This window comes from Bacillus safensis FO-36b (assembly GCF_000691165.1).
Classification (GTDB): Bacteria; Bacillota; Bacilli; order Bacillales; family Bacillaceae; genus Bacillus; species Bacillus safensis.
The window spans coordinates 101,335-126,200 of sequence record NZ_ASJD01000007.1 but is presented as its reverse complement, the minus strand read 5'-3'; the positions used below and the strand labels follow the sequence as shown (position 1 = coordinate 126,200).

Below are 24,866 nucleotides of genomic sequence, written 5' to 3'. Positions count from 1 at the left end.
GCTTTCTCACTATGGTTTTAATTGAATACGTTCAATTTTACCTACGATAAAGATGTACGACAATGCCCCGCCTAAAGCGACTAAACTGACGAATAAAATTCCTCCATTGTAGGAGCCTGTCGCCGACACGATGAATCCGATAATCAGCGGAGTGATGATCCCAGCTAAATTAGCAAAAAAGTTAAATACGCCGCCAGCCAGCCCAACCATTTCCCGCGGTGCCACCTCAGACAGCATCGTCCAAGAGATATTAGACAGTCCTTGCGCAAATGAAGCGATGGATAAAATGGTCAGCACAAGCGGGATATTTGTTGTAAAGTTTGCTAAAACAATGGTACTCGTCATCAGCAAGCCCACCACTACTGGCAGCTTTCTGGCTACATTCACTGATACGCCCTTTTTGAGCAGCCAATCAGACACATAACCTCCAAACAAGACCCCAAAGAATGCAGCAATATAAGGAAGAGAAGCAGCAAAACCTACCTTGAGAAACGCCATATTTTTCGCCTCTGCCAAATAGGTCGGAAACCACGTTAAAAAGAAAAAAAGGGTAGACGCAACAGAGAATTGCCCAATATAAAGCCCGATCAATTTACGATATTTTAGAAGGGCGGCAAAGTCCGCCCATTTCAGCTTCTCCTGTGATGCGACTGTCAGCCCATCGCCTTGCCGGATTAATTCTAACTCATCTTCATTTATCTTCGGATGCTCTTTCGGTTCGTGATAATACTTGTACCAAAAGAAAGCAAATATGATACCGAGCGCACCTGCCGTAATAAAGACGGTTCTCCAATCGAAAGTCGTCATGATCCAAAATAGAAGAGGTGTCGCAAAGGCAAGACCCACATACTCTCCAGCAGTATAAACACCTGTTGCAAAAGCCCGTTCCCGCCTTGGAAACCATGTGGTGACAATACGGTTATTTGCAGGAAAAGCGGGAGATTCTGTAATCCCAATAAACAAACGGCAGCCGAATAAAAAGGCAAAGCTGTTCGCAAACGCCTGTAAGCCTGTGAAAATAGACCAAGTAACGAGTGATATCCCATACGTTACCTTTGAGCCAAATTTATCGAGAATAAAACCGCCTGGTATTTGCATCGCTGTATATGTCCAGCTAAATGCCGAAAAAATCAAGCCTAATAAGGCAGGATTTAATTGCAATGAAGATTGAATCGCAGGAGCAACAATGGATACACTGGCTCGATCAATATAATTAATAGCGGTAATAAAAAACAACAGAATCAATATGCCAAAACGGGCTTTCGTTGGTTTCACATATGCGGGCTGCAATTCATTCCCCTTCAGTTCTGAATGCACTTTCATAACCATCCTCCTTTGTTTCCGCAGCGTGCGGTTCGGTTGAGCGTATTAAATTACCCCTTTTTCTTCTAACTGCTTACACTCTTCTTCTGTTAAGCCAAGCATATTTGTTAAAATCTCATAATTATGTTCGCCTAAATCAGGTGCAATGTGACGGATACTTCCAGGTGTTTTTTCAAACTTCGGAATGATCCCAGGCACCTTCACTTTTCCAAGACGAGGGTGATGCACCTCGACGATATTCTCTCGTGCTTTAAATTGTGGATGCTCAAAAATATCTCGAATACTTAAGATTGGGCTCACAGGTACGCCATGTGTATCTAAAATTTCTAATACGTCATCCCTTGTTTTCGACGCGATCCATTGCGAAACGATCGCATCCATTTCTTTGTTATGCTTCAGCCTGGATGCATTGACCGCGAATTTTTCATTCTCTAGTAAATCTAATCGATTCATCGCCTCTGCCAATCGATTGAAGGTCGAATCTGTACTCGTCACAAGAACCAAATAATGACCATCCTTTGTCTCATAGGTACCGGCAGGGCTTGAATGTCCGCTCAGCCCCGGTGAACGCTCACGCACCTTCCCAAGCTTGTCATATTCTGCAACCAAAAACTCTAACATACGAAACACAGATTCATAGAGGGCCAAATCCACCATTTGCCCAGTTCCTTCTGGATGTGTATCCCTGTAATACATCGCTGTCACAGTAGCAAACGCCACATAGATGCCAGCAATATAATCAGTGAGAGAAAAGGAAGGGCTGACTGGATGCCGGTCTGGAAACCCTTGAATATATGTAAAGCCGCTAAACGCCGTCGCTGGTGTTCCAAATCCGGCTTTGTCCTTAAACGGGCCCGTTTGACCATAACCCGATACACGAATCATAATTAAACGAGGGTTGATTTCTTTTAACACATCGTACCCAACGCCCCATTTTTCCAGTGTTCCAGGGCGGAAATTTTCAATCAGCACATCGACCTGACCAGCAAGTTTTTTAAAAATGTCCTTTGCTTCGTCTTTGTGCAGATCCAGTGTAAGGGATTTCTTATTCCGCGAGAGACCTGACCATCTAAGTGGTTCTCCATCTGCAAAAGGGCCGACATGCCGCAGCGTATCGCCTTTGCCAGGAATTTCGACTTTGATGACCTCTGCACCAAAATCCCCTAGAAGCACCGCGCCATAGGGTGCAGCAATCATCGTAGAGACGTCTAATATTTTTATTCCTTCGAGCGGTGTATTCATATTCATTGCTTGACTCCCTTTCATTCAAGTGATGAAGGGCTAAAATCATTCCTAATTTTAGCCCTTTTCATCTTTCTGATTGACCCGGAAAGCCCTGATGATCCAAAAGGAGGACTTACCGGTGCAGGTTTTTAATCCTTTGGAAGCTGCCCTTGCGGTGTGTAGAGCCAAATGAGCCATAAAGGTTCATCTCCTGTATTGACATGCTGGTGCGGGACACCGTCTGGAATGAACATGAAATCATTTTGTTTAAAGGACTGCCTTTCTCCATCACAAATGACTTCGCCAGATCCTTTAATCACAAAATCAAATTCCTCTGAACCCGGGTGATTGTGCACTGAACTTGCTTCCCCTGGTTCAAAAATGGTGAGACCCGCCATCATATGCTCTGATCCAACAGTATCTGGTGTAATGGTTTGAAATACCTTTCGAATCATTTGCTCCTCTGGACGATCTAAGCCTAACCATAATGGGTTCCCATCTTGAAACGGATTCAATACTTTAATTTTCATTGTTAATTCCTCCCTCGTTCTGTTTAATTCACGCTGACATGTGAGCGCTTTGAATTTGGTGAATAAATGTCATTAATATTCCAATGTCCATCCGTAGGAACAGGATCATTTTTCATCGCTACATCAATAACGCAAGGCTCCTGAGAAGCAATGGCTTCAGCTAAAGCTTCTTTGAATTCAGAAGCAGAGGTGATTTTAATCCCCTTCATCCCATAACCTCTCGCAACGGCAGCAAAATCCGGTGAATAGCTTTCTCCACCTTTTCTGAAAACAGTGCCGTACGTCGTTTCATAGTGCGCCATTTGCAAACCGGCTATTGTTCCAAATGCACTGTTATTCATCACAATCCACACAACAGGAATGTTCTCTTCAACTGCTGTTGCAAGAACGGATGGATTTTGACCGAAGCCGCCGTCTCCAACGAGTGACACAACAACACGGTCAGGCTGGGCAATCTTTGCCCCAAGTGCGGCAGGTGCTCCAAATCCCATCGTTGCAAAGCCGCCTGGCGTTAAAATGGTACCTGGCGTGAGCACAGGAAATTGCTGTCCGACCCCATTTTTGTTCCAGCCAACATCCGTTGTAATAAAGGCATCTGGCGGCAATACTTCCCGTACTTCCTGCAAAATACGCTGCGGCTTCATTGGGAAGGATTCATCTTGAACATTCGTCAGATTGCTAGCCTGAAAATCCTTACGATATAACGCAATTTCCTTTTTCAATTCAGGACGATCCAGCCCTTTTGGCAGTCTCTCTCTCGCCACTCGATTGAGTACAGTCAAGGCTTGCTTAAGATCGGCTACTGCTCCAATTTCAACAGGATAGTTACGTCCAATTTCATTCGGGTCAATGTCAATATGAATGAGCTTGGTTGATGGGAAACGGAATGTATAATCTGATTCCCACGAGCTCGCATCAGCTTCAGCAAAACGGGTGCCTAAAGCCAATATATAATCTGCTTCTTTGCACTGATCATTGATAAATTTTGTCCCCCAAAACCCTGTCATTCCAAGAGTCATTGGATGATCATCCGGCATGGCTCCTTTCCCCATCAAAGAATGGGCGACAGGGATACTCAGATGATCAGAAAATGCCTTTAATTCTTCAGCTGCATCAGCTAAAATAATGCCTCCCCCTACATATAAGAGCGGTCTTTCTGCCTGCAGCAATCGATCCAATATCCGATTGGCCGTTTGATCATCAATAGAAGGTTTTTCAATGGTGTGTGTATGATGGTTGATTTGTTCAAACAAGGACACATCTAGGTCCTTTGAGAACACATCCATTGGAACAGAAATAAGCACCGGGCCAGGACGGCCGCTTTCAGCTAACTGAAATGCTTTTGATAAAATCTCTGGAAATAATTCTGGAATATCGACTCGCCATGCTCTTTTCACAAACGGCCGGTAAATTTCGTATTGAGAGGCATCGGAATGAAGATTGATCTCTTGATGTGGGTGCTTTCCGTAATAATGACTTGGGACATCTCCTGCAATGACAACCATTGGAATGGAATCAAGTGCTGCATTCGCTACCCCTGTTGCCGCATTGGTGAGTCCGGGTCCTAGATGACTGAGAACAACAGCCGTCTGTTTCTTTGCCCGCGCATAACCATCAGCTGCATGTGCCGCTATCTGTTCATGCCTGACATTGACAAATTGAATCGAGCTTTTTTCAAGCGCTGATAAAAAAGCAATATTCGTATGACCGCAGAGACCGAAAATATGCTCGACTCCCCGATTTTCTAAGTACTGAATAACCTGTGTAGAAATATTCTTCTTCATGTTTCTCTCCTCTCACGGTGCAGCTATGAATCTGCTACTCACTTATTCTTTGAAAACACAATAGATAGAACATTGTTCAAATCCTGTATCGCCACTTGCCCGGGAGCTGAGCTTTCTTTCCCTACAGCAAAGGTCATGACAGATCCAAAAAGTCCGCCAATCATTCTTGTAAAAGCCCCGTATTCCCCCATTGCCATTGAAATAACGGGAATTGACAGCTGCTTTTTCGCATGGCTGGTCGCCGAGAGCAGTGTTAATGCATCGTCATAGGAATACGGCATCACTGCGATCTTTGCAATGTCGGCGCCGACTGATTCTGCATTGACGAATAGCTGCACGAGACGATCTACCTCAGGGGTACGCTGGAAATCGTGATACGACACAATCAAGGTGATCCCATTTCTTTTAGCCGCCTGACTGACTTGCTGTATATGTGTCACATCATGCATCAATTCATAATCAACGGCGTCCACAAGCTGAGTGGAACAAAGCTCGGCAAGCAGAGAAACCTTCTCAGATTCTGAGAGTGATATACTTTCGCCGCCCTCCTTTTCAGAGCGAATCGTGAATAAAAATGGGATACCCTTTGCCTTTTCTACCATTCCCTTAAGGGTTTCTATCACTTGTTCCTTGTCATGAAGGTGATGAAAAAAATCCGCCCGCCACTCTATCACATCAGGATTTTTCTCAGTTAACACCTCGACCTCATGAAATAATTCTTCCTTTGTTTGTCCGATGAGCGGCGTACAAATCATTGGCTGACCGCCTGCCTGCACACTTTTTACCTTTTGCTGAAATGCATTCACATCCAAACGCCCCTTTCACAGACCCTGTGGAAGCACGACCATTTTGGTTTCGGTCATCTCCTCAATGGCGAAACGCGGACCTTCTCTTCCAAGGCCACTTCGCTTAATCCCGCCATAAGGCCAATGATCCAGTCTAAAATTCGATGTCCCATTGATGACAACCCCGCCAGTTTCAAGCTCTTTTGCTGCGTGTAATGCCACATCCAGCTGATTCGTAAAGATCCCTGCCTGCAAACCATATCGGCTATCATTTGCTTCTTTAATTGCCTCCTCCAGCTCCTCATAAGGGAGAATGCTGACAACTGGGCCGAACACTTCCTCACAGACGACCTTGGCCTGTTTCGGAGGGTTTAGCAAAATAGCCGGTGTGATGCTCGCTCCATTTCTTTTCCCCCCGCATAAAAGGTGGGCACCCATGCTCTCTGCCTCTTGTATCCATGCCTCAACACGCTGCGCGGCCTGTACATCGACCATACAGCCGATATCACTCTCGCTGGACAGCGGATCTCCAACGACAAGCTGCTCTACTTTTTGTTTTAATACCTCAGTAAACGACGGCATCATTTCCTGATGGACATAAATTCTTTGAACAGAAATACAGCTTTGACCGGAATTACTAAAGCCTGTTTTGGCACACATGGATGCGGCTTGTTCAATATCTGCATCGTGATGAACAATCGTCGCGCCATTCCCTCCGAGTTCGAGCAGGACCTTTTTCAATCCCGCAGAGGTTGTAATGTGTTCGCCTCCGGCAGCCCCGCCGGTAAAAGAGATGAGATTCGTTCTTTCATCAGTGACTAACTGTTTCCCGGCCTCGACCCCGCCAATCACAAGCTGCAAACCAGCCTCAGGAAATCCTGCTTCGAGAAGGAGTTTGGCAAACGCTGTGGCAACAGCTGATGTTTGCGGTGCGGGCTTCAAAATGATGACATTCCCTCCCGCAAAGGCCGGACCGACTTTGTGGCAAATTAAGTTGAGCGGTGCATTAAAAGGGGTAATCGCCAGCACAACTCCGACTGGCACTTTAAATGTCATGGCCATTGCTCCCTGTCCGCGTGATGATACATTGCCAGGAATGGTCTCACCTATTAATCGATTCGCTTCTTCCGCCGATTGCGCCAGCGTCTCGATTGATCGCGAGACTTCATCTCTTGTATTTTTAAGCGGTTTGCCTAATTCTAGCGAAATCAGTTTTGCAAAATGGTCTTTTTGTTCTTCAAGCAAGGTGGCTGCTTTTGTTAGAAGCTTTGAGCGTTCGATTGCCGATATTTCCGCTATTTGTTTTTTAGCCTGCTGCGCACTAGAAAGTGCCTGTTCTATGTCTTCTGATGAGGCGAGATAGGATGTTCCGATCCTTTCTCCTGAGTAAGGATTGATGATATCTGTTTTGACACGACTTGTATCCAGCCACTCGCCGTTTATATATGACAACGCTTTTAAACCACTCAAATTTTTTCTCCCTCCTTCAAGTGCCGCGTTCCATGTCCTGCATAACGAACCAATCTTTCTTCATTCGGACAAGGTCCTTTCACGAGGGCTCCCTTTGTGAGCTCCTCATATGCATGCGCCACGATGCCCATTCCTCTGGATAAGGAAAAAATGCCTTTTGCTGCTTCTGCTGGAATGTTTAATTCACATTGGATGGCAGCAGATACACCATCTATATTCATCGTGATTTTCTTCCCTTTCAGTTGTTCAAGCTCATGTCTAATCGCTTCGGCCAACCGTAAATATGTGCCGCTGATAAGACCTTGCTGGACATATGTGTGACTCAGCTCATATAGACGTCTCACCCTCGGATCATCATCATGAAGCTGATGGCCGATTCCCGGGATTTTTTCCTTGCGATTTAACCATGTTTGACACACTTGCTTTGCCGCAGCCTGTATATCCTTTTGATCATCGTAGACCGCTTTGGCCTCGTATAACATACGCATGGCCTTCTCTCCGGCTCCGCCATGAATGTCACCTAATAGATTCACCCCTGTTGCAACAGAGGAATTAAACGAAATGCCGCAAGTCACCGCCATTCTAGCTGCTGCAATAGATGGCGCTCTTGGTCCATGGTCCGCACCTGCGACAAGAACACTTTCAAAAAGAGCTGCTTTTGAATCATCCAATAATTCACCAACAAGCAGTAAATAGAGCATTTGTGGATACGACAATTCACCAATCAGTTCTTCAATCGGATACCCTCGTAGTTCAATTGAATTTTTTTGAATATGACTAATCTCAGTCTCCCACCATGCGCCTCCCTCTTTGTAAATTTCCAGTGCACTTCGATTTTTCATTGTGTGAATCATTCCTTTAGCTTCTTATTTGGAGGTGAATCACCCCTTTATTCCATTCAGTGGAATCTAATTTCACTTTTCGGAATGTGGTTTCATTGTAAGCGCATTCTTTTTGTTCGTCAATTATTTTTTCTGAAAATACTGTCAATAGAAGTGAAATTAAGTGAATCGAACTAATTATGTCTGCTTTTTTTGATCAAAAAAATCGATATTTAGTTAAATGGACTTAAGTATATCGTTCTACTAATTTAATGAATTTTTGGTTATTTTGTCAAATCCACTTGAAATTCGACATAAAAAAAACCTCTCCATCATCGGAGAGGTTTCTTTTTATTTCCACCAGTCATCAAACATGGAAGCGGGTACTTGGCGTTTATGCTCTGATTGAACATAACGCTTTTCAATCGCTTCTGCTGCTTGATCTGAGACTGGTTTTCCTTCTAAGTAATCATCAATTTCATTGTACGTAATGCCGAGTTCTGTTTCATCCGTTTGCTGAGGTTTATCATCCAGCAGATCGGCTGTTGGTTTCTTTAAATACAGGCGTTCCGGTGCTTCTAGCGCTTCTAAAAGCGCCCGTCCTTGGCGTTTTGTCAAACCTGTGAGCGGGAGAACATCTGCACCGCCATCACCATACTTCGTGAAGAAGCCGGTTACTGCTTCAGCTGCATGATCTGTACCGATGACAAGCAATCCTTCCTCACCACCGACAGCATATTGCGCGATCATTCTCATGCGAGCTTTGACATTTCCTTTATTAAAGTCAGACAATGGGCCGTTCGTTTCCTTTTGATATTGATCACTGAATGCTGACACGGCAGGTGCAATATCATATTTCCACGACTTGTCTGGCTGAATAAATGATAGGGCGAGCTGTGCATCATCTTCATCCTGCTGCACACCATGCGGAAGGCGTACCGCAATAAAGACCGCATCCTCTTTTCCTTCTTGACGAAGCTCACTGACAGCAAGCTGTGCAAGACGTCCGGCAAGCGTTGAATCCTGCCCGCCGCTAATACCGAGAACAAATCCTTTTGCCCCAGTTTTTTTCAAGTACTCTTTTAGAAATCCAACCCGTTTTTCGATCTCCTGCTTTGGGTCAATTGAGGGCTGCACATGCAACTCTTGGCTGATCTTTTTCTGCAAACTCATACACTTTTCCTCCTAAGCATCCTCTACATGAAGAGAACAGGTTTTACTCACAATTCATTGATTTAATAACGTTTTTTGAATCTTCATTATACCATGTTTTCATCAAGAACATTTTGTTAGACGTTCCCCTATTTCTTAGATAATCAAACATTCACAAGTGAAAAAGACCATGTCTTTTTTGACTGGTCCTTTTCTTTTTTAATCGATTTCTACCCGTATGGATGTACAGCTTGATCCATTACACTTCCCAATATCAGCAGGACATGCAGACACGGCCACAATGAGGTCCATTTCAGCCCGCAGGCGAATGTAGTCACCGGGCAGTGATTTTGGCAGCTCGACAGACAGCTTTCCTTTTTCATCAATGACTGTATTCATAAAGGCATTAAAAGGATAGTACATATCCTCCTTTGGAATCCCAAAGGGCTCAAAGGCAGTCCGCAAATTGTCGTAGCATGTATGCATGACCTCTAAGTGCGTCCGGCCGTATAAAAGCTGATACATCTCTTGCCGGCAGGCGGGCATGTATAAATCATGGCATTCTACTGTATCTTCAATGATCGTAAACATCGGTTTATATAAATTAGAATAAAGCTTATCGCCTTTTTTCACTTTAGACGAGAACAAACTGTCCATCGTCGCACCTTGGTCAAATTTTTCATAAAAATCTTTTTCATGATAGGCCATCACATCTGCTACTTGCTGGCCTTCGACATCAACCACTCGCATACATTGGCCTTTTCCTAAACGAAAGCCGAGTCTACCCTTTGGTAAAATGACGTGTTCTCCGTTCATCACATGCACTCCTTTCCATGACAGTATGCCCAAAATGTCCCCTTGATCATGTATAAAAAAAAGAGGCGGTCACAAGCTAATGTCATTGAAATAGAAAGGTGTTGCACTTGCATTGAAAGAAGAACAATCTTTATCTTGGTGGCAGCTTTCTCTCATCGGAGTCGGCTGTACAATTGGCACTGGGTTCTTCCTTGGTTCCAGCATCGCCATTACAAAATCCGGTTATTCCGTCTGCATCTCTTTTTTGCTTGCTGCAGTCGGAACATATCTCGTCTTTAAACATTTAGCTGCGATGACAGCTGATAATCCTGATAAAGGGTCATTTTGTTCCTATGCTCGTAAAGCATACGGACGCTGGGCAGGGTTTAGCAATGGCTGGGTGTATTGGTTTGCAGAAATGCTGATTACAGGAAGTCAGTTAACCGCCATTTCTCTGTTTACCCGCCACTGGTTTCCTTCTGTTCCGCTTTGGGTGTTTTCTGCGATTTATTCCGCTCTTGCCCTGCTCGTGATTATCATTGGGCTTTCTTCTTTTCAAAAGACAGAAAATGTTCTTGCGGTACTGAAAACAGCGGCGATTTTTCTATTTATGATTCTTGCGGTGCTTGTATTATTCGGCATTTTGACAGAACATAAACCGACCCTTCATCTGCCTAACAAGGATCACGAATGGATGCCTCTTGGTCCACTTGGTCTTTGGAATGGATTGATTTACGCATTTTATGCATTTGGGGGAATTGAAGTCATGGGGCTGATGGCGGTTCATTTAAAGGACCCGAAGGATGCGGCAAAAGCTGGACGTGTCATGCTGATCATTCTAGCAGTCATCTATATCGTCTCAATCGGACTTGCTCTCTTGCTTGTCCCAGTGACAGCCTTTAATGAGAACAGCAGTCCATTTATTACTTCATTAGAGCCGTTTCATTTATCGATCTTTCTTCATATCTTTAATGGCATTTTCATTATTGCTGGTTTTTCGACATTGGTTGCCTCTCTCTATGCGGTCACAACGCTGCTCGGCACAATGTCAGAGCATCAGGATGCACCTGCTTGTTTTAAACAAAAAGATCCATCGCATGTGAGATGGTCTTCGATTATCTTAACTGCTGCTGGCTTAATTGTCTCAATTTTGCTTGCACTCTTTTTGTCCAAACACATCTACGAGCATCTCACAACAGCAGCCGGTCTTACCCTGCTGTACACATGGATTTTTATTCTGTTCTCAAGTAAAAAGCTATCCAAGCCATCCACCCGCCAAACGTGCGAAATGATTCTTGCGCTGCTCTTAATTGGAGCCGCTGTATCAGGCACATTAACGGAGGCAAGCGGACGACCTGGCTTTTTTATCAGCCTTGGGATCATTGCAGTGATTGCCATCATGGTGCTATTTATGAGGAAAAAGTGGAAGCAGGATCAGACCGCATCATAATTTCATCATGTTTTTTAATGCAGTAAATGGACATTTGGCGGAGGCTGGTTTCTCCGCCTCTTCATCTGGGAGAAAGTATTGCTTCCATTCATGATTGGTCGGATCCCCGTACCATTTTAATGATGGATGAACACTGACCTCATCATATGCTTTGAGCCGCTTGCGAACGAGCTGGCTCATTTTTTGTCCAAACTTGGTCGATCCATTCATTTTCTCAAACACCCACCTAGGCTGAAATGCCATCAAGAGATAAGGGAAGTGGCGGCTTTTTCTGAGCTTATGAGCAGGTGTGGAACACAAAATAAAATACGCCTCACCATGGAAGCAATACTCCCACTCATGATGATGAGTATCTAATGGGATCTCCTCAGGCCACGGTTCTTCATCTTTATGATGCAGCCGCTGAAGCAGCGACCAAAACTGCTGCTCAAACTCTTCAAGCGAACTTTCCTGTAAGTCCTGCGGTGTTTCAAAAAAACAGATAAATGAAGCATATTGACCGGTTTCTTTCGCACAGCCTTGATATTCTCTCAGCAGCTGGGCTAATTCATCAACCGCTTCCTCTTTCCTAGGGTCGCCGACAAACCCATAGCGTAAATGATCGAGAAAAAATCCCTGTCTTCCGGGTACACATGGGAATGTATCGGCTTCATCTCCTACCATCTTGCCAAATCGTGTGAAAGCATCCTGCTTCCATTCTTCTAGTGATCGTAGATTTTGATCAAGGCAACTTTTTGCATACAGCTGGGCCATTTCTTTACACCTCGTTTTAGCGTCTTCTCCATAGCCTATGAGGTGCAAATGGCTGTGGTGACTGTCCTTCCACGACTTTCCTAGCGCATGACAAAATGGGGTTTCTATTCAAATTGAGCAGGTATTTGTTTCTTTAATTCTATTATGTATGATCAGACTAGTGTAAGTTAATAGAGAGCCTTTCGCCATACCTACGATCGATTATTCATCAAAAAAACGGAATCCAGCACCCAATAAATAAGGGCTGCGCAGAAGCTAAACAGATAGACTTTATAGCTCATGAACACAACAAGCCCATAATCAATCCATAAAGCCAAAGCCGAACAAACCAGCCATGCCGCAATAAAATAAATCAGTAAGTCACGGCTTCGAAACCTCTTAGGATGCCGGTGTAAAACAAACTGAATCGGTGCAGCAAAAATGACATAAGCTGACAAAATGAACAGGCTGGTCATCTCCACATAACTAAAGCCCACTTCAGGCGGCATGAATAAAAACGTATAAACGAATGTTGCTGTGATGACTGATAAAATCAGCATACACACATAGTTGAATACTGGCAAAAACATACGCATAGCAGAAGCTCCTTCAAACCATTTAATATTCCACCATTATTCAAGAATGTGTTATGTCTGTCAATCCTTACAAAAAAACAGACTGAATGTGTCAGTCTGCTTCAGATTATTGACAAAGGACTAAAATGATCTTTATTTTAGCCCTTTGTCTTCTATTCAGCGTGATAGAAAACCTTTGCAGTCTAGGAAGAGCGAGCATCGGAGCAGAGCGAATTTGACATTCGTGAGCACCGGAGCGCAGACCTGACAAAGAATGCGAGGGTTTGTCTACACGCTGAAACAGACTGAATGTGTCAGTCTGTTTTCTACCCAATCAACGCCATGATCCCCTGATACCCAAAATAGGCGCCGAAACCAAGTAAAGATAGACCTGCAAGAACGGATAAGCCATGTAAAACACGTTCACTTAAATAACGCCTAAACGAACTAGCAAGCAGCGCCATACTGAAATCCCAGATCAGCATGCCGATAAAAATAGCCATACTGTACATGAGCATTTGGGAAGCTCCATACTTTTCGATCGTATTGGCTAAGATGCTGCCATAGATGCCAAGCCAAAACAAAATACTGAGCGGATTAGAAAGAGAAATGAAAAATCCGGTCATAAACGATTTGCCAATTGATGTGTTTTCGCTGTCTTTTTTCGGACTCTCCTGCAAATTGATTTTACGCAGACTTTCAATGCCGGTATAGGTCAAAACGAAAAAGCCGAACAGCCACAAAAAGGTTTTTACAAGAGGTGCAGTCAAAAGCTGGGCGACACCAAAATAGATGAGAAGCATATAGACAATATCCGCAGCCATAGCCCCTACACCAAAAATCCACGCATGCCAAAATCCACTTTTAATCCCTCTGTCGATTTGGGCTGCATTGACTGGCCCAACAGGCGCTGAAAGTGACAACCCTAAAAATATATAACCAAAAAACACCGCCACATAGACGTCCTCCTTTTGATGCTGACTTGTACATGTTATTCAAACTTTCTGCGTTTTAGTACAAGTCCTTTGTCATCATTTCAGGCGGATGCTTAGCGGTCTGCTTTCAGTGCCGACTGCTGCGCGTGTATTGTTTCTTTTTTCTTAGAACGATTCATTTGAATCGCAGCTGCAAACAGAAGAACAGCTAAGAAGGCAAATACAAAGACGGCACTTGCCGCTCCTGCCCATTCCAGACTAAATCCAATCAAAAAGGACAAGCAGGCTCCGCCTAAGCTTGCGGCTGCAATAAAATAACTCGTCGCCTCATCGATGGCATTTTCAATCATTAAGGCAGATGCTGTCAGTGCGATTGGGAACATGCCCGCTGCGCAAAGGCCGATGAAAAAGATGAGAATCAGCTGCGCGGTGATGTGGGTTGTCAGAGCGAATATCACAAGCAGCAGAATCATCAGAGATGCGCTTAGCTTTAAAAAACGCAGCGGATGCAGCTGATCGGCTTTTCTCGCAATTACGGTTCTGCCAATGACGATCGCTGTCCAGAAAGTAGAGACCGCAAAGAGGCCCCAATTTTCTCCCCCTTTTTCCAGCATGATCGACGGCAAAAAATTCGCAAAGTTCGTTTCAATCCCTGCGTAGAAAAAGGCAAAGCAAATCATGATCACCACAATCATTCGATTATTTCGATCAACAAGCAAGGACGGTTTCCTCGTCCCTTCTGTGGAAGGAGCATCCATCTGTCCGTGAGGCAGTTTGTTCATAAAAACAAGCCAAAGCATAAGGAAAAATGTCAGCGCACCCACCTGAAATAAAAACACATACTGCCATGTCTGTTCTGTGACAGTCAGCAGAATCACTAGCGGGAATAACAGCGCACCTAATCCAAAAAAGACCTCCATGATACTGATTCGCTTTGCACTATTTGCCATCGAAATGACATATGCACCAGCTGTTGTCTCAAGACTGCCTGCGCCGCTCCCAAGAAAAAAACCTGCCAGCACAAGCGTTGTCCAGCCCGGCACCAATAGCCCCAGCAGAAGTGAGCCGATCATCAGCAAAAGACCCATGGTCAGCACAGCGCCATAGCCTTTTTTTCTCACTAGAATGGGGGATAACAGAACGCCTGTCAAAAAACCAATAAACTGAAAAAAAATTAAAGATGATAATTCCCCGGGGCCTTTATCGTAACTCGACAGCAAATAAGGCGTTAAGCTGCCAAAAAACACATGAATGGTCCCAATAAAAAAATAAAAGACACAGCCAAAATAAAATACCTTTTTCATCTTTTCACTTCCTCTAAAAAGGAGCGGAGTCATCACATCCTCCGCTCCACCTCTTTAATATGCCTGGGCAGAGACGACTGCCTCTTCCCTCTCAAAGCATGTATTGAGCGCAGCCTGCGCGCGATAACCATCTTCAAAATCAGCGACCTTCATATGAGATGGGTATGGATCAGTATTCACCCAATGCATCAGCTGATCGCGGAATGTATCGGACCATCCGTAAAATTCATTTGGCGGATCTGTCAGCAAAGTTTGCGGCATTTGATGACGCTCCACACACAATCCATCACTGATCTCATATTCGTTTTTCATGTTCGTATGGTATTTGAATACCTTGTCATGTCCAACGACTTCTACACTAAATCCACATTCCTCAGGCTGCGTGCTTTTGGATGTCACCAAATGAAAGAACACTTGATTCTCCATCTGCCCGAAAATTTCGGTATGATCATCCACCTGAACCTTTTTCTCTTCTTTTTCCTTTACATGTGTCAGCATCTTGGTGTTAAGTGATTCTTTCTTCATTTCACTGCCAAATAAGTACCACAGCATATCAATCAAATGAATGCCAAGATCCCCTAGTGCACCGCTCGTACGCAGACTTTCGCCGCTGTCTCTCCATGAAAATGTCTTTCTTCTAAGGGCACTGTTTTTCTTAAAATGAGTTCTAACAGTTAAAATGCGGCCTAATTCACCGTTAGCAATCAAGTTTTTCAATATATTCACAAAGGATAAATAACGATAGTTAAAGCCCATACTGGCTTGAACTTGGAACTGTTTGGCTGTCTCCACCATTTCCTTCGCTTCCTTCAGCGACACAGCCATCGGTTTTTCACATAAAATCGGCTGTCCTGCTCTTAGCGACTGAAGGGCATGGTCCTTGTGACAAAAATTAGGAGAAGCAATGATCAACCCATCAGATGCATCTGCCAGTGTCTCGATACTTGAATACACACGTCCGCCGTACTGTTTAATGAATCCCTGTGCGACCGACTCATGCAAATCATAGACACCGGATAATTCTGCACCTTTGATCGTTGATAATGCTCTTGCATGTGCTTTTGCAATATTCCCTGCTCCAACAATTCCAATTTTCTTCATGAATGTGCCTCCTCATGTTTATACATCACTGTTTTCAGTGTTTCATAGATTCCTTTTGCATACCCATGATGACAAATTTGGTGATGGTGCCGTTTGGCTTCGGCTGTCGCATTTTGGACAAGGAAACCGTGTGTGACGGATTGAAGCATCCGCAAATCGTTCCCACTATCACCAAAGGCAAATCCTTGATCTTTCGATAAATCATATTGGTTCAGCATAAAACGTACAATTTCATCCTTCCCTGTTCCGACTGGTAAAAAATCGACATCATAGCAATCCTCAGGATCTCCTGCAAGCGGGTTGCATTTGTTGATGTTGACCGCCACGCCTCGCTCTTTAGCCAGTGTTTGGATAAATGATAGATGATGAAGATCCGTCCGCTCATCCTGCTCCTGATAATAGAAATTCTTCTTATACCCTGAGCTGCCCAGCTGCGTTTGCGGCCTAAGGGAAATTCCCTTTTCTCGGATAGTTTTCAGGATGTCTTCGATTTTTTCATCTGAAAAGCCCTGCGCATCCAGCCGCTTCATCCACTCTTCATCCGGCTGTCCAAAATGAGCATCCGACGTATATACAATCTCAGTCCCTAAGTTCGACGCAATGAAATGCGGGAATTGATGAAAACCGCCTTTTTCCATTTTGCTCGTGACAGAATCGAGACTGCTTCCCGTCACCCAGCCCAGCAAGAGCTGTCCCGTTTCACTCTTTTCTGCTACAAAGGCTTCCAGCCGCTTGATATCCTCTCTCTGCTCCTCTGTCATTCCGTGAGAATAATACGTTTCATCAAAGTCACAGAAGACGATCCACTGCGGATTCTTCGGCTGATTCAGCAGTTTTTTATTGAATGGAAGACTTGATAACATGTTGAACCCCCTCGATGACCTTCTCCTGATCTTGCAGCGGCATTCCTGGATAAAGCGGCAAATGAAGTAATTGCTGTGCTGCTTTTTCCGTGTGTGGAAGTGTCGTTTGTCTATATTTTTGAGAAACAAGATTTGTTTGATGCTGATGCGATAGAACCGGGTAATAGACATCTGTCTCTATGCCCATTTCCAGCAATTTCGCTGCCAGTTCATCACGGTCTCCCTTCAGCACTCTGATCGGGAATAGATGCCAGACATGATCATCCGTCAGCTTCGGAAGCTTCATGTATCCTTCATCCTCAAGCGGTTGCAGCTGGTCAATGTAGCGCTTGGCTAAATAAAAACGTTTAAAGTTTTGCAATCCTAAATACTTCATTCGTTCAAGTCCGATCGCTGCCTGCAAATTATCAATTTTGGAATTAAAGCCGTAGTCACTGCGTTTGACATTTTTCTTTCCAGCTTCAAAGCCGTGATAGCTGATCTCCATGCATTTTTCCGCTAGGGCCTCATCATTTGTAGCGATGGCTCCTGCCTTTCCGCAGACCCCAAGGTTTTTGTATGGATTAAAGCTGAGAACAAGTCCATCTCCATAAGCGCCAAGGCCGCTGCTGCCAATCGCTTGACAGCCGTCTTCAATGATTTTCAGCCCATGCTGTTTCGCAATCGCCGAAATCTCCTTCATATCCGCTTGCTTTCCATATAAATGAACCGGTAGAATGCATACCGTTTTATCTGTGATATGCTTCTCTATTTCACTCGGTGAGAGGCAGTAGGTTTCAGGATCAATATCGGCATAAACCGGAACAGCCCCAATGGCGAGCACTGCATTTTCTGTTGCAGCAAAGCTGTTGGCCGGCAAAATCACCTCGTCTCCTGGATGGACGCCTGCTGATATGAGACTGATCATCAATGCATCTGTTCCACTTGACGTGGCAATGACATATTTTTTCCCTAAGTACTCAGCAATCGCCTTTTCAAACGTCGGAATATATGGCCCTGAAGTAAAACGGCCAGAGCTCAATACTTCCTTCAGCACCAGCATAATATCATCGATTTCATCTTCTGAAATCAGTTTGTCAACTGGCAGAAACGGTATCTTTTTTTCCTTATTTTGTTTATAATGGAAGAGAATTTTTTCCAAACCTGTGCGCTCTATATCTTGCTCAAGGAACGTCACCAGCTTTTCATTTGCTAGATGCTTTTCAACTGAATCGGCCTTTACTTGAACACCTTGATTGATCATATCCAGCAAAGGAAGATAATCCTTGCTTTTACCTGATATCTTCGTCAATATTTGCATTCCATTCCCTCCAATTAATCAATTCCTTTTGTTAATATTTAACTTGTTTCACATTGTAAATGATGTTATCGATTTCAGAACAATAACTTTGTGTAAAGGATTTGTTAATATGTGTACAATTTATGAAATTGCCAAACGCTGCGGGGTTTCAACCACCACCGTTTCCAGAGTGCTAAACCATCACCCATATGTGTCAGAAGAAAAGCGGCAGCTCATTTTACAGGTGATGAAAGAAATGGAATATACACCGAGTTCAGCAGCCCGCACACTAAGGTCACATCAGACAAAAACCATTGCTGTGTCTGTTCCAGCTGTGGATCATCCTTTTTTTGCACAATTGATTAAAGGCATTTCAAAAGAAGCCCTTGATCAAGGATATAAAGCCATTGTGCTTCAGACGTTTTATCAAGAAGCATTGGAGCTTGAAGGGCTTCAATTATTAAAAAGAAAAGAAGTAGATGGGGTCATATTAGGGGCATTAGAAAATCAGTGGGAAAAGATCGAGCCATTTTTAACAAACGGCCCCATTGTCATGGCAAATGAATATCATCAAACAGCAAACATCCCGATTATTGGATACGATGAACGGGAAGCCGCCTATAAAGCGGTGGACTATTTGATTCGGTCGGGGCGAAAATCGATTGGGTTTTGTTTTGATACAGAAAGCAGTGAAGCGCAGAAGCAAAGGAAACAGGGCTATCTTGATGCACTCTCTGCTCACGGTTTGCCGCTGCAAGACGATTGGCTGTTTGGAGAGGCTTTTACCATTGAAGACGGCTTTCGCTTAATGGAGGTCATCCATCACATGAAGGAAGCGCCTGATGCCATTTTCACCGGCAATGATCAAGTCGCAGCAGGACTCATTAAACAGGCCATTTCATATGGCTATCAAATCCCCAAGGATCTAGCGGTCATCGGCTATGACAACCAAGACATATGTGAGGTGACAGCTCCAACGATCACCACGATTGACATACCGATCGTAGAGCTTGGCCAGCGGTCTGTACAGCAAATGATCGCACTCCTGCAAGACCAAAAACCATTGCAGCGTGAACATATCCAGCTGCCTACCCGGCTCGTGACAAGAGAATCTACATAAAGAAAAAGACTGAGATTTCTCTCAGTCTTTTTTAGTCTATCAACCTATACAAATTGAGCAAGAATGAATGTCCATATACATACAATACCTAGCAGAATGAAACTGTACTTCACGGTCTTTTTGAAGAGCTCAGATTCTTTCCCTGTTTCTCCAACAGCTGCTGTAGCGATAGCGATAGATTGTGGAGAAATTAATTTCGCCATCACACCACCGGTCGTATTCGCCCCAATTAACAAACCTGCTTGTGAGCCGATTTGAGAAGCAGTGACCGCTTGAAGGTTACCGAATAAGGCGTTGTTACTCACGACAGATCCCGTAATAAACACGCCGATCCAGCCAAGCACCGGGCTGACAAGCGGGAACAAATCGCCTGTTTTGGCAAGAGCAAGTCCAATGGCTGAACTGAGTCCAGCAAAGTTTGCCAGGTTGGCAAAGCCCATGACAAAACAAATAGTAAGAACAGGAACCCAAAGCTCTTTCACCGCTGCTTTTAAGCAGACAGCGCCTTCTGTTAATGTAATATGTCTGCTAAACAGTCCTGTCAGCATGACCGCAATCAGAATGGCAGTACCCGTTGCACTGATGACATCAATTTTAAAGATCGCATCAATTGGTGTTTCCGTTTGGGCAATTGGTGGTAATTTCACAATTTGCTGATGTAAAAATGGCATTTTCACTAAAATGGTCGTCCAGTTAAGCGGTCCTCCTACAGCAAACAATGCTTTAAATGCCGGCAGACTCCATACTGTAATAACAGCAGTTAAAATATAGAACGGAGACCATGCTTTCAGTATTTCAACGCCGCGATACGTTTGTTTCTGTTCAATATCTGGCGCTCCTTCTTCACGATAAATGTGTTTTGGCTGCCATTTCCGAAGAAATAAAGCTAAAACTCCCATACTTGCCAAGGCAGAAATAATATTGGCAAGCTCAGGTCCCATCGTCACCATTGTGACAGCTTGCAAAATGGCATAGCTTCCACTCACAACAAGCAAAGCTGGCAGAGTTTCTTTGATTCCTTTGAATCCATCTACAATCAGAATGAGGAGGAACGGAATACAGAATGAAATAAACGGGATCGTATATACAAGGGTTTGAGATAACGCAAGCGGCGTCATATTGCCCATTTGCGCCCCTGTAATCACTGGAATGCCTACAGCACCAAATGCACCAGACGCAGCATTGGCAATTAAGCAGAGCATCGCAGCTTTCAGCGGTTTAAACCCAAGCTCTGTTAAGAGAGCAGCACTGATCGCAATCGGTACACCAAACCCAGCAGCTCCTTCTAAAAATGCATTAAAGCTAAAACCAATTAATAAGAGCTGAAGACGTTGATCTTGAGAGATTCCTGCAATACTAGAACGAATGACATCGAACTTACCAGATTTCACGGCAATTTTATAGAGCCATACCGCCATGATGACGATATATCCAATCGGCCACAGCCCATTAGATATACCGAGCAGCACAGCAGATAATGCTTTTTCAACTGGCATATGAAAGAAGAAAACAGCTGTTACAAAACTGACGATTAAGGTAAAACAAGCGGCTAAAACACCTTTTAGCTTAAAAACGGTTAATGCAAGAAGGAAAAACAAGATTGGGAGCATTGCCACCAATGCACTGACGAATTCATTACCAAACGGATCATATATTTGCTGCCACATAGTGATTCATCCTTTTCTGCTCAGATAGGTTGCTTTTGATTGATTAAAAATGAGGAGCCAAAATCTCTTTCAACACATTCACACTGTGTGCAAATTTTTCTTTCTCCGTGTCGTTCAATGCAAGCTCCATTACTTCTGTTGCGCCATTTCGATTCACAAGGGCAGGTACACCAATGTAGACATCTTCTGCTCCGTACTCTCCATCTAAGTAAGTGCTGACAGTTAAGATGCTGTTTTCATTGTGCAGGATCGCTCTTGTAATGCGGGCTAAACTCATTGCTACACCGTAATAAGTGGCGCCTTTTTTCTCAATGATTTGGTAAGCGGCATGACGAACATTTTCCATGATTTCATCTAAGTCTTCTTGTTTGTATTGATCATTTCTCTTCATTAATTCTGTAATCGGTACACTTCCAATATTTGCATGACTCCAAACAGCAAGCTCTGTATCTCCATGCTCGCCAATGATGTACGCATGCACGTTGTGTGCCGCTGCGTCAAAGTACTCACTGAGCATGTATCTAAATCTTGCCGTATCAAGCGTCGTACCACTGCCAATCACTCGTTCTTTTGGAAGACCACTGAATTTCCAAGTCGCATATGTCAAAATATCGACTGGGTTTGTGGCCACTAAGAAAATACCGTCGAATCCACTTTTCATCACGTTTTCTACAATGCCTTTAAATATATTTAAATTTTTCTCAACAAGGTCAAGTCTTGTTTCACCTGGCTTTTGGTTTGCACCAGCACAGATACAGACGATATCTGCATCCTTACAATCCTCATAATCTCCATACCATGTATTCACAGGATGCGGCGCAAATGCTTTTCCGTGGTTTAAATCCATCACGTCACCCATTGCTTTGTCTTGATTCAAATCGATGACAACCAATTCATCTGTGATTGCTTGATTTATTAATGTAAAGGCATAACTGCTGCCGACGAAACCTGCTCCAATAAGGGCTACTTTGTTTACTTTTTCGTTTGTCATTTATCTCATCCTCCTGAGTAAAACTAGGCTGTTTTTCTTATGTGAAGTATTTCACATTCTTATTGTGCAACATTTCACAAACTTTTGCAAGGGGCTGCTCAAAAAAAATATGTAGCGAATTTGTGAACACATTTATTGTGCTTTCAAAGCGCCCGCTCCATACATATTTCCATAAGAAAAAAGCTGCCAAACGCTCGTCGGCAGCTTCCTACATATTTAATAAGGTCCCCAGTTGATCATGACCCCGATACAAATAAACACAAGACCGATGACAAACCAAATGAGGGCAAGCGGCACCATAAAACGCAGCCACTTTACATAAGGAATACCACTTGCAGCAAGTACAGCCATCAACACACCGGAAGTCGGATTGATACAGTTGACCACCCCTTCACCAAGCATTACCGCTTCTACAGCGACCTGTCTTGTGATGCCCATTAAATCAGCGAGCGGCGCAAGAATCGGGATAAAGACAACGGCTTCTCCTGAACCTGATGAAATCAAAAAGTGAAGAAGCGCACTCGCAATATACATCCCGATCGCACCAGCGATGGGACTAAAGCCTGTCAGCATACTCGCCAAGCCATTGACCACTGTATCAAGCAGCTTCCCGTTTTCTAAAATGACCGAAATACAGCGTGCCATCCCAACAATAAGTGCGCCGTATACAAGGCTTTGGCACCCGATAATAAACGTTTTCGCAATATCATTGGCAGCTAATCCGCCGAGCAGTCCAGCGACGATAGCCATAAAAATGAACACACCCGCCATTTCCTTATCGGTCCAGCCAAGCTGAAGTGCGCCATATAAGAAACCTCCAAGTGACAATCCGCACACCGCTAAAATCAGCTTATGTCTGCCAGTAAATGCAGGCTTGTCCACAGATTCCGCATCGGCTCCGCCAAGCCCCTTAGCAGGAAACCATTGATCGCCAAGAATGCTTCCCTTTTCTTTATTCTTCAGACGTCTTGTATATAAATAGATGTACACAATACTAGAAATAAGAAAACAAAGATAAATAATGACACGCAGGCCGATGCCGGAAAAGATCGGCAGCTCTGCAATTGTTTGTGATAAACCTAATGGAGATGGAGATAAAATCGTTGCGTTAAACCCTGCATAACAGCCGATGTATATGACAGCGGCTCCTGCTACAGCATCCCATTTCAAGGATCGTGCCACAATGATGCCGATTGGAATAAACCCAATGACAGAATTCACGACAATTCCGGTCGTTCCAAGGACTGAAAATAATCCCCCAACAATACAAATAAACAATAATTGCTTCGTTTGAAACCGGCTGATGACATGGTGAATCATCCCGTTAATAGCACCTGTCTTCTCCAAAATGGCAATGGTTCCGCCCGTAAATAGAATCAGAAAAATAATAGAAGAGGACCCTACCATTCCTTCTTGTATCGCTGTGAAAAAGCCAACTGGACTCACTGGTGATTGATCAATACGGTGATAGCTGCCAGGAACGGCTGTTGTGATCTCCCCAGATGTCTTTCGGTCAAACTCACCCGCTGGTACAAAATACGTTGCTATTGTACAAATCAGTGCAATCATAAATAAGAGAACATACGCATCCGGCATTTGAAGTTTTCGTTTTTGTTTCTCTGGTGCTGATACTGTCGCTGTTTTCATGTGTCAAAACCCCTTTGTCCCGATCGGAATTTCACTTAATTTTCAGAATAATCAAATGATGTGTTATATTATAAACACTGTTGATATTTAAGATCAATATTATTTCACTAAAATAATGTTTTGACAGATTATCTGTCAGCAAGGAGGCTTCTCATGACAACTTTGACAAACGAAATGAAACAAACCGTGACAGACATCTTTGAACACTTGCATGCCCATCCAGAAATCAGCTGGGAAGAAACAGAAACGACTGCTTATATTGAAGATATATTGAAAAAATTGGGCTGCAAAACTCAAACATTTGACGACTGTACAGGGGTGATCGGTGAAATTGGAGAAGGCGCACCAGTGGTCGCTGTGAGAGCCGATATTGATGCACTTTGGCAGGAAGTAGATGGTGAGTTTCAAGCCAATCATTCATGCGGCCACGATGCACACATGACAATGGCTCTCGGCACCTTCATGGCATTAAAGGAAAAAGAACGCCCGAACGGCACGATCCGTTTCATCTTTCAGCCTGCCGAGGAAAGAGGCGGCGGTGCGCTGAAAATGATTGAAAAAGGTGTGCTCGCAGATGTCGATTACTTATATGGCGTACATGTGCGCCCAATCCAAGAAACATTAAACGGACGCTGCGCTCCTGCTATATTGCACGGATCAAGTAATCATTACGTCGGCACCATTATTGGCGAGGAAGCGCACGGTGCACGTCCACACCTTGGCGTCAACGTCATAGAAGTGGCTTCAACCCTCGTGCAGAGACTCGCGCATATCCATGTCGATCCAAGAGTCGCGCATTCTGTCAAAATGACCAATTTACATGCTGGCGGGGGCAGCTCAAACATCATCCCAGGCAAAGCCTCTTTTACATTAGATGTACGGGCACAAACAAACGACGTGATGGATGAACTAGAAAAAGAAATTGAAAGAGCGGTTCATTCTGTAGCGGATGCCTTTGGCGCTTCCATTACACTTTCAACAGACCATCGTCTGCCTGCCGCCACCTTAAATGAAGAAGCTGTCCAGATCATGTCTCATGCAATTGAACAGGTTTTAGGCAAAGAGCAGCTTGATCCCCCGATCGTCACAACAGGTGGAGAGGACTTTCACTTTTATGCAGCAAAGCTTCCGCATATCAAATCCACGATGCTCGGTTTAGGCTGTGATTTAAAGCCCGGTCTTCATCATCCGTATATGACTTTCGACCGCTCTGCTATCTTTACTGGCATTGAGATTTTGACCGAGGCTGTCTATCAAACACTCCAGCAGCATTCATCATAAATGAAAAAGCCACCCGCCTTCTCTTCAGGGCGGGTGG

At 44.0% G+C, this 24,866-nt stretch carries 22 protein-coding genes; 3 read left to right on the top strand and 19 right to left on the bottom strand.

All coding sequences use genetic code 11. From position 1 onward, the window contains the following. Window positions 1–9: 9 nt before the first annotated feature. The 9 genes from BA81_RS14805 to BA81_RS14765 all read right to left on the bottom strand — a co-directional run bounded on the left by BA81_RS14805 (window position 10) and on the right by BA81_RS14765 (window position 9,905). Complete coding sequence (locus BA81_RS14805) at window positions 10–1,323, bottom strand: MFS transporter (RefSeq protein WP_025092799.1); 1,314 nt, start codon at window positions 1,321–1,323, stop codon at window positions 10–12. A 45-nt stretch (window positions 1,324–1,368) separates the two neighbouring features. Continuing rightward, window positions 1,369–2,571, bottom strand: a complete 1,203-nt coding sequence (locus BA81_RS14800) for a CaiB/BaiF CoA transferase family protein (RefSeq protein ID WP_080701232.1) — start codon at window positions 2,569–2,571, stop codon at window positions 1,369–1,371. Between the two features lie 125 nt (window positions 2,572–2,696). Next, window positions 2,697–3,077: a cupin domain-containing protein gene (locus BA81_RS14795; protein WP_034283259.1), complete on the bottom strand. Its 381-nt coding sequence runs from the start codon at window positions 3,075–3,077 to the stop codon at window positions 2,697–2,699. Between the two features lie 23 nt (window positions 3,078–3,100). Beyond that, a complete protein-coding gene (locus BA81_RS14790) occupies window positions 3,101–4,861 on the bottom strand; it encodes a thiamine pyrophosphate-binding protein (protein WP_034283256.1) in 1,761 nt (586 codons plus the stop codon). Window positions 4,862–4,899: 38 nt separating this feature from the next. After that, entirely contained in the window at window positions 4,900–5,673 is a 774-nt protein-coding gene (aroD, locus tag BA81_RS14785; protein WP_034283254.1) for a type I 3-dehydroquinate dehydratase, read from the bottom strand. A 9-nt stretch (window positions 5,674–5,682) separates the two neighbouring features. After that, entirely contained in the window at window positions 5,683–7,116 is a 1,434-nt protein-coding gene (locus BA81_RS14780) for an aldehyde dehydrogenase family protein (protein WP_034283252.1), read from the bottom strand. Further along, window positions 7,113–7,970 (bottom strand): citryl-CoA lyase, encoded by an 858-nt coding sequence (locus BA81_RS14775; RefSeq protein ID WP_080701231.1) that lies wholly within the window; start codon window positions 7,968–7,970, stop codon window positions 7,113–7,115. The genes BA81_RS14780 and BA81_RS14775 overlap by 4 nt, the downstream gene beginning before the upstream one ends. A gap of 318 nt (window positions 7,971–8,288) precedes the next feature. Further along, entirely contained in the window at window positions 8,289–9,110 is an 822-nt protein-coding gene (gene nadE, locus BA81_RS14770; RefSeq protein WP_034283250.1) for an ammonia-dependent NAD(+) synthetase, read from the bottom strand. Window positions 9,111–9,308: 198 nt separating this feature from the next. Beyond that, a complete protein-coding gene (locus tag BA81_RS14765) occupies window positions 9,309–9,905 on the bottom strand; it encodes a DUF1989 domain-containing protein (RefSeq protein ID WP_034283248.1) in 597 nt (198 codons plus the stop codon). A 112-nt stretch (window positions 9,906–10,017) separates the two neighbouring features. On the opposite strand from BA81_RS14765, the gene BA81_RS14760 reads away from it, so the two are divergent. Next, window positions 10,018–11,334 (top strand): amino acid permease, encoded by a 1,317-nt coding sequence (locus tag BA81_RS14760; RefSeq protein ID WP_034283246.1) that lies wholly within the window; start codon window positions 10,018–10,020, stop codon window positions 11,332–11,334. On the opposite strand, the gene BA81_RS14755 is transcribed toward BA81_RS14760, so the two are convergent. The 7 genes from BA81_RS14755 to BA81_RS14725 form a co-directional block, all read right to left on the bottom strand. Then, window positions 11,329–12,087 (bottom strand): YqcI/YcgG family protein, encoded by a 759-nt coding sequence (locus BA81_RS14755; RefSeq protein ID WP_034283243.1) that lies wholly within the window; start codon window positions 12,085–12,087, stop codon window positions 11,329–11,331. The two genes, BA81_RS14760 and BA81_RS14755, sit on opposite strands and share 6 nt — an antisense overlap. Before the next feature lie 191 nt (window positions 12,088–12,278). Beyond that, entirely contained in the window at window positions 12,279–12,662 is a 384-nt protein-coding gene (locus BA81_RS14750; RefSeq protein ID WP_034283242.1) for a UPF0715 family protein, read from the bottom strand. A 305-nt stretch (window positions 12,663–12,967) separates the two neighbouring features. Beyond that, a complete protein-coding gene (locus BA81_RS14745; RefSeq protein ID WP_024424337.1) occupies window positions 12,968–13,597 on the bottom strand; it encodes a LysE family translocator in 630 nt (209 codons plus the stop codon). A gap of 92 nt (window positions 13,598–13,689) precedes the next feature. Further along, complete coding sequence (locus BA81_RS14740; protein WP_034283239.1) at window positions 13,690–14,880, bottom strand: MFS transporter; 1,191 nt, start codon at window positions 14,878–14,880, stop codon at window positions 13,690–13,692. A gap of 54 nt (window positions 14,881–14,934) precedes the next feature. Continuing rightward, the gene (locus BA81_RS14735; RefSeq protein ID WP_024424339.1) at window positions 14,935–15,981 is read right to left on the bottom strand and encodes a Gfo/Idh/MocA family protein; all 1,047 of its coding nucleotides are present in this window, start codon (window positions 15,979–15,981) and stop codon (window positions 14,935–14,937) included. Continuing rightward, window positions 15,978–16,844 (bottom strand): HAD-IIB family hydrolase, encoded by an 867-nt coding sequence (locus BA81_RS14730; RefSeq protein ID WP_034283238.1) that lies wholly within the window; start codon window positions 16,842–16,844, stop codon window positions 15,978–15,980. Before BA81_RS14730 ends, BA81_RS14735 begins: the two co-directional genes overlap by 4 nt. Beyond that, window positions 16,819–18,144, bottom strand: coding sequence for a DegT/DnrJ/EryC1/StrS family aminotransferase (locus BA81_RS14725; protein ID WP_034283237.1), 1,326 nt, complete (start codon window positions 18,142–18,144; stop codon window positions 16,819–16,821). The genes BA81_RS14730 and BA81_RS14725 overlap by 26 nt, the downstream gene beginning before the upstream one ends. Window positions 18,145–18,253: 109 nt before the next feature. On the opposite strand from BA81_RS14725, the gene BA81_RS14720 reads away from it, so the two are divergent. Continuing rightward, a complete protein-coding gene (locus tag BA81_RS14720) occupies window positions 18,254–19,243 on the top strand; it encodes a LacI family DNA-binding transcriptional regulator (RefSeq protein WP_034283236.1) in 990 nt (329 codons plus the stop codon). A 44-nt stretch (window positions 19,244–19,287) separates the two neighbouring features. Here the strand turns inward: BA81_RS14720 and BA81_RS14715 are convergent, their stop codons facing one another. From BA81_RS14715 to BA81_RS14705, 3 genes are all read right to left on the bottom strand, one after another. Next, window positions 19,288–20,910 (bottom strand): L-lactate permease, encoded by a 1,623-nt coding sequence (locus BA81_RS14715; protein ID WP_034283235.1) that lies wholly within the window; start codon window positions 20,908–20,910, stop codon window positions 19,288–19,290. Between the two features lie 43 nt (window positions 20,911–20,953). Continuing rightward, the gene (locus BA81_RS14710) at window positions 20,954–21,901 is read right to left on the bottom strand and encodes an L-lactate dehydrogenase (RefSeq protein WP_034283234.1); all 948 of its coding nucleotides are present in this window, start codon (window positions 21,899–21,901) and stop codon (window positions 20,954–20,956) included. A 216-nt stretch (window positions 21,902–22,117) separates the two neighbouring features. After that, the gene (locus BA81_RS14705) at window positions 22,118–23,548 is read right to left on the bottom strand and encodes a YfcC family protein (protein ID WP_034283233.1); all 1,431 of its coding nucleotides are present in this window, start codon (window positions 23,546–23,548) and stop codon (window positions 22,118–22,120) included. A 153-nt stretch (window positions 23,549–23,701) separates the two neighbouring features. Between BA81_RS14705 and BA81_RS14700 the strand changes: the two genes are divergently transcribed. Further along, a complete protein-coding gene (locus BA81_RS14700; protein WP_034283232.1) occupies window positions 23,702–24,829 on the top strand; it encodes a M20 peptidase aminoacylase family protein in 1,128 nt (375 codons plus the stop codon). Window positions 24,830–24,866 lie beyond the last annotated feature (37 nt).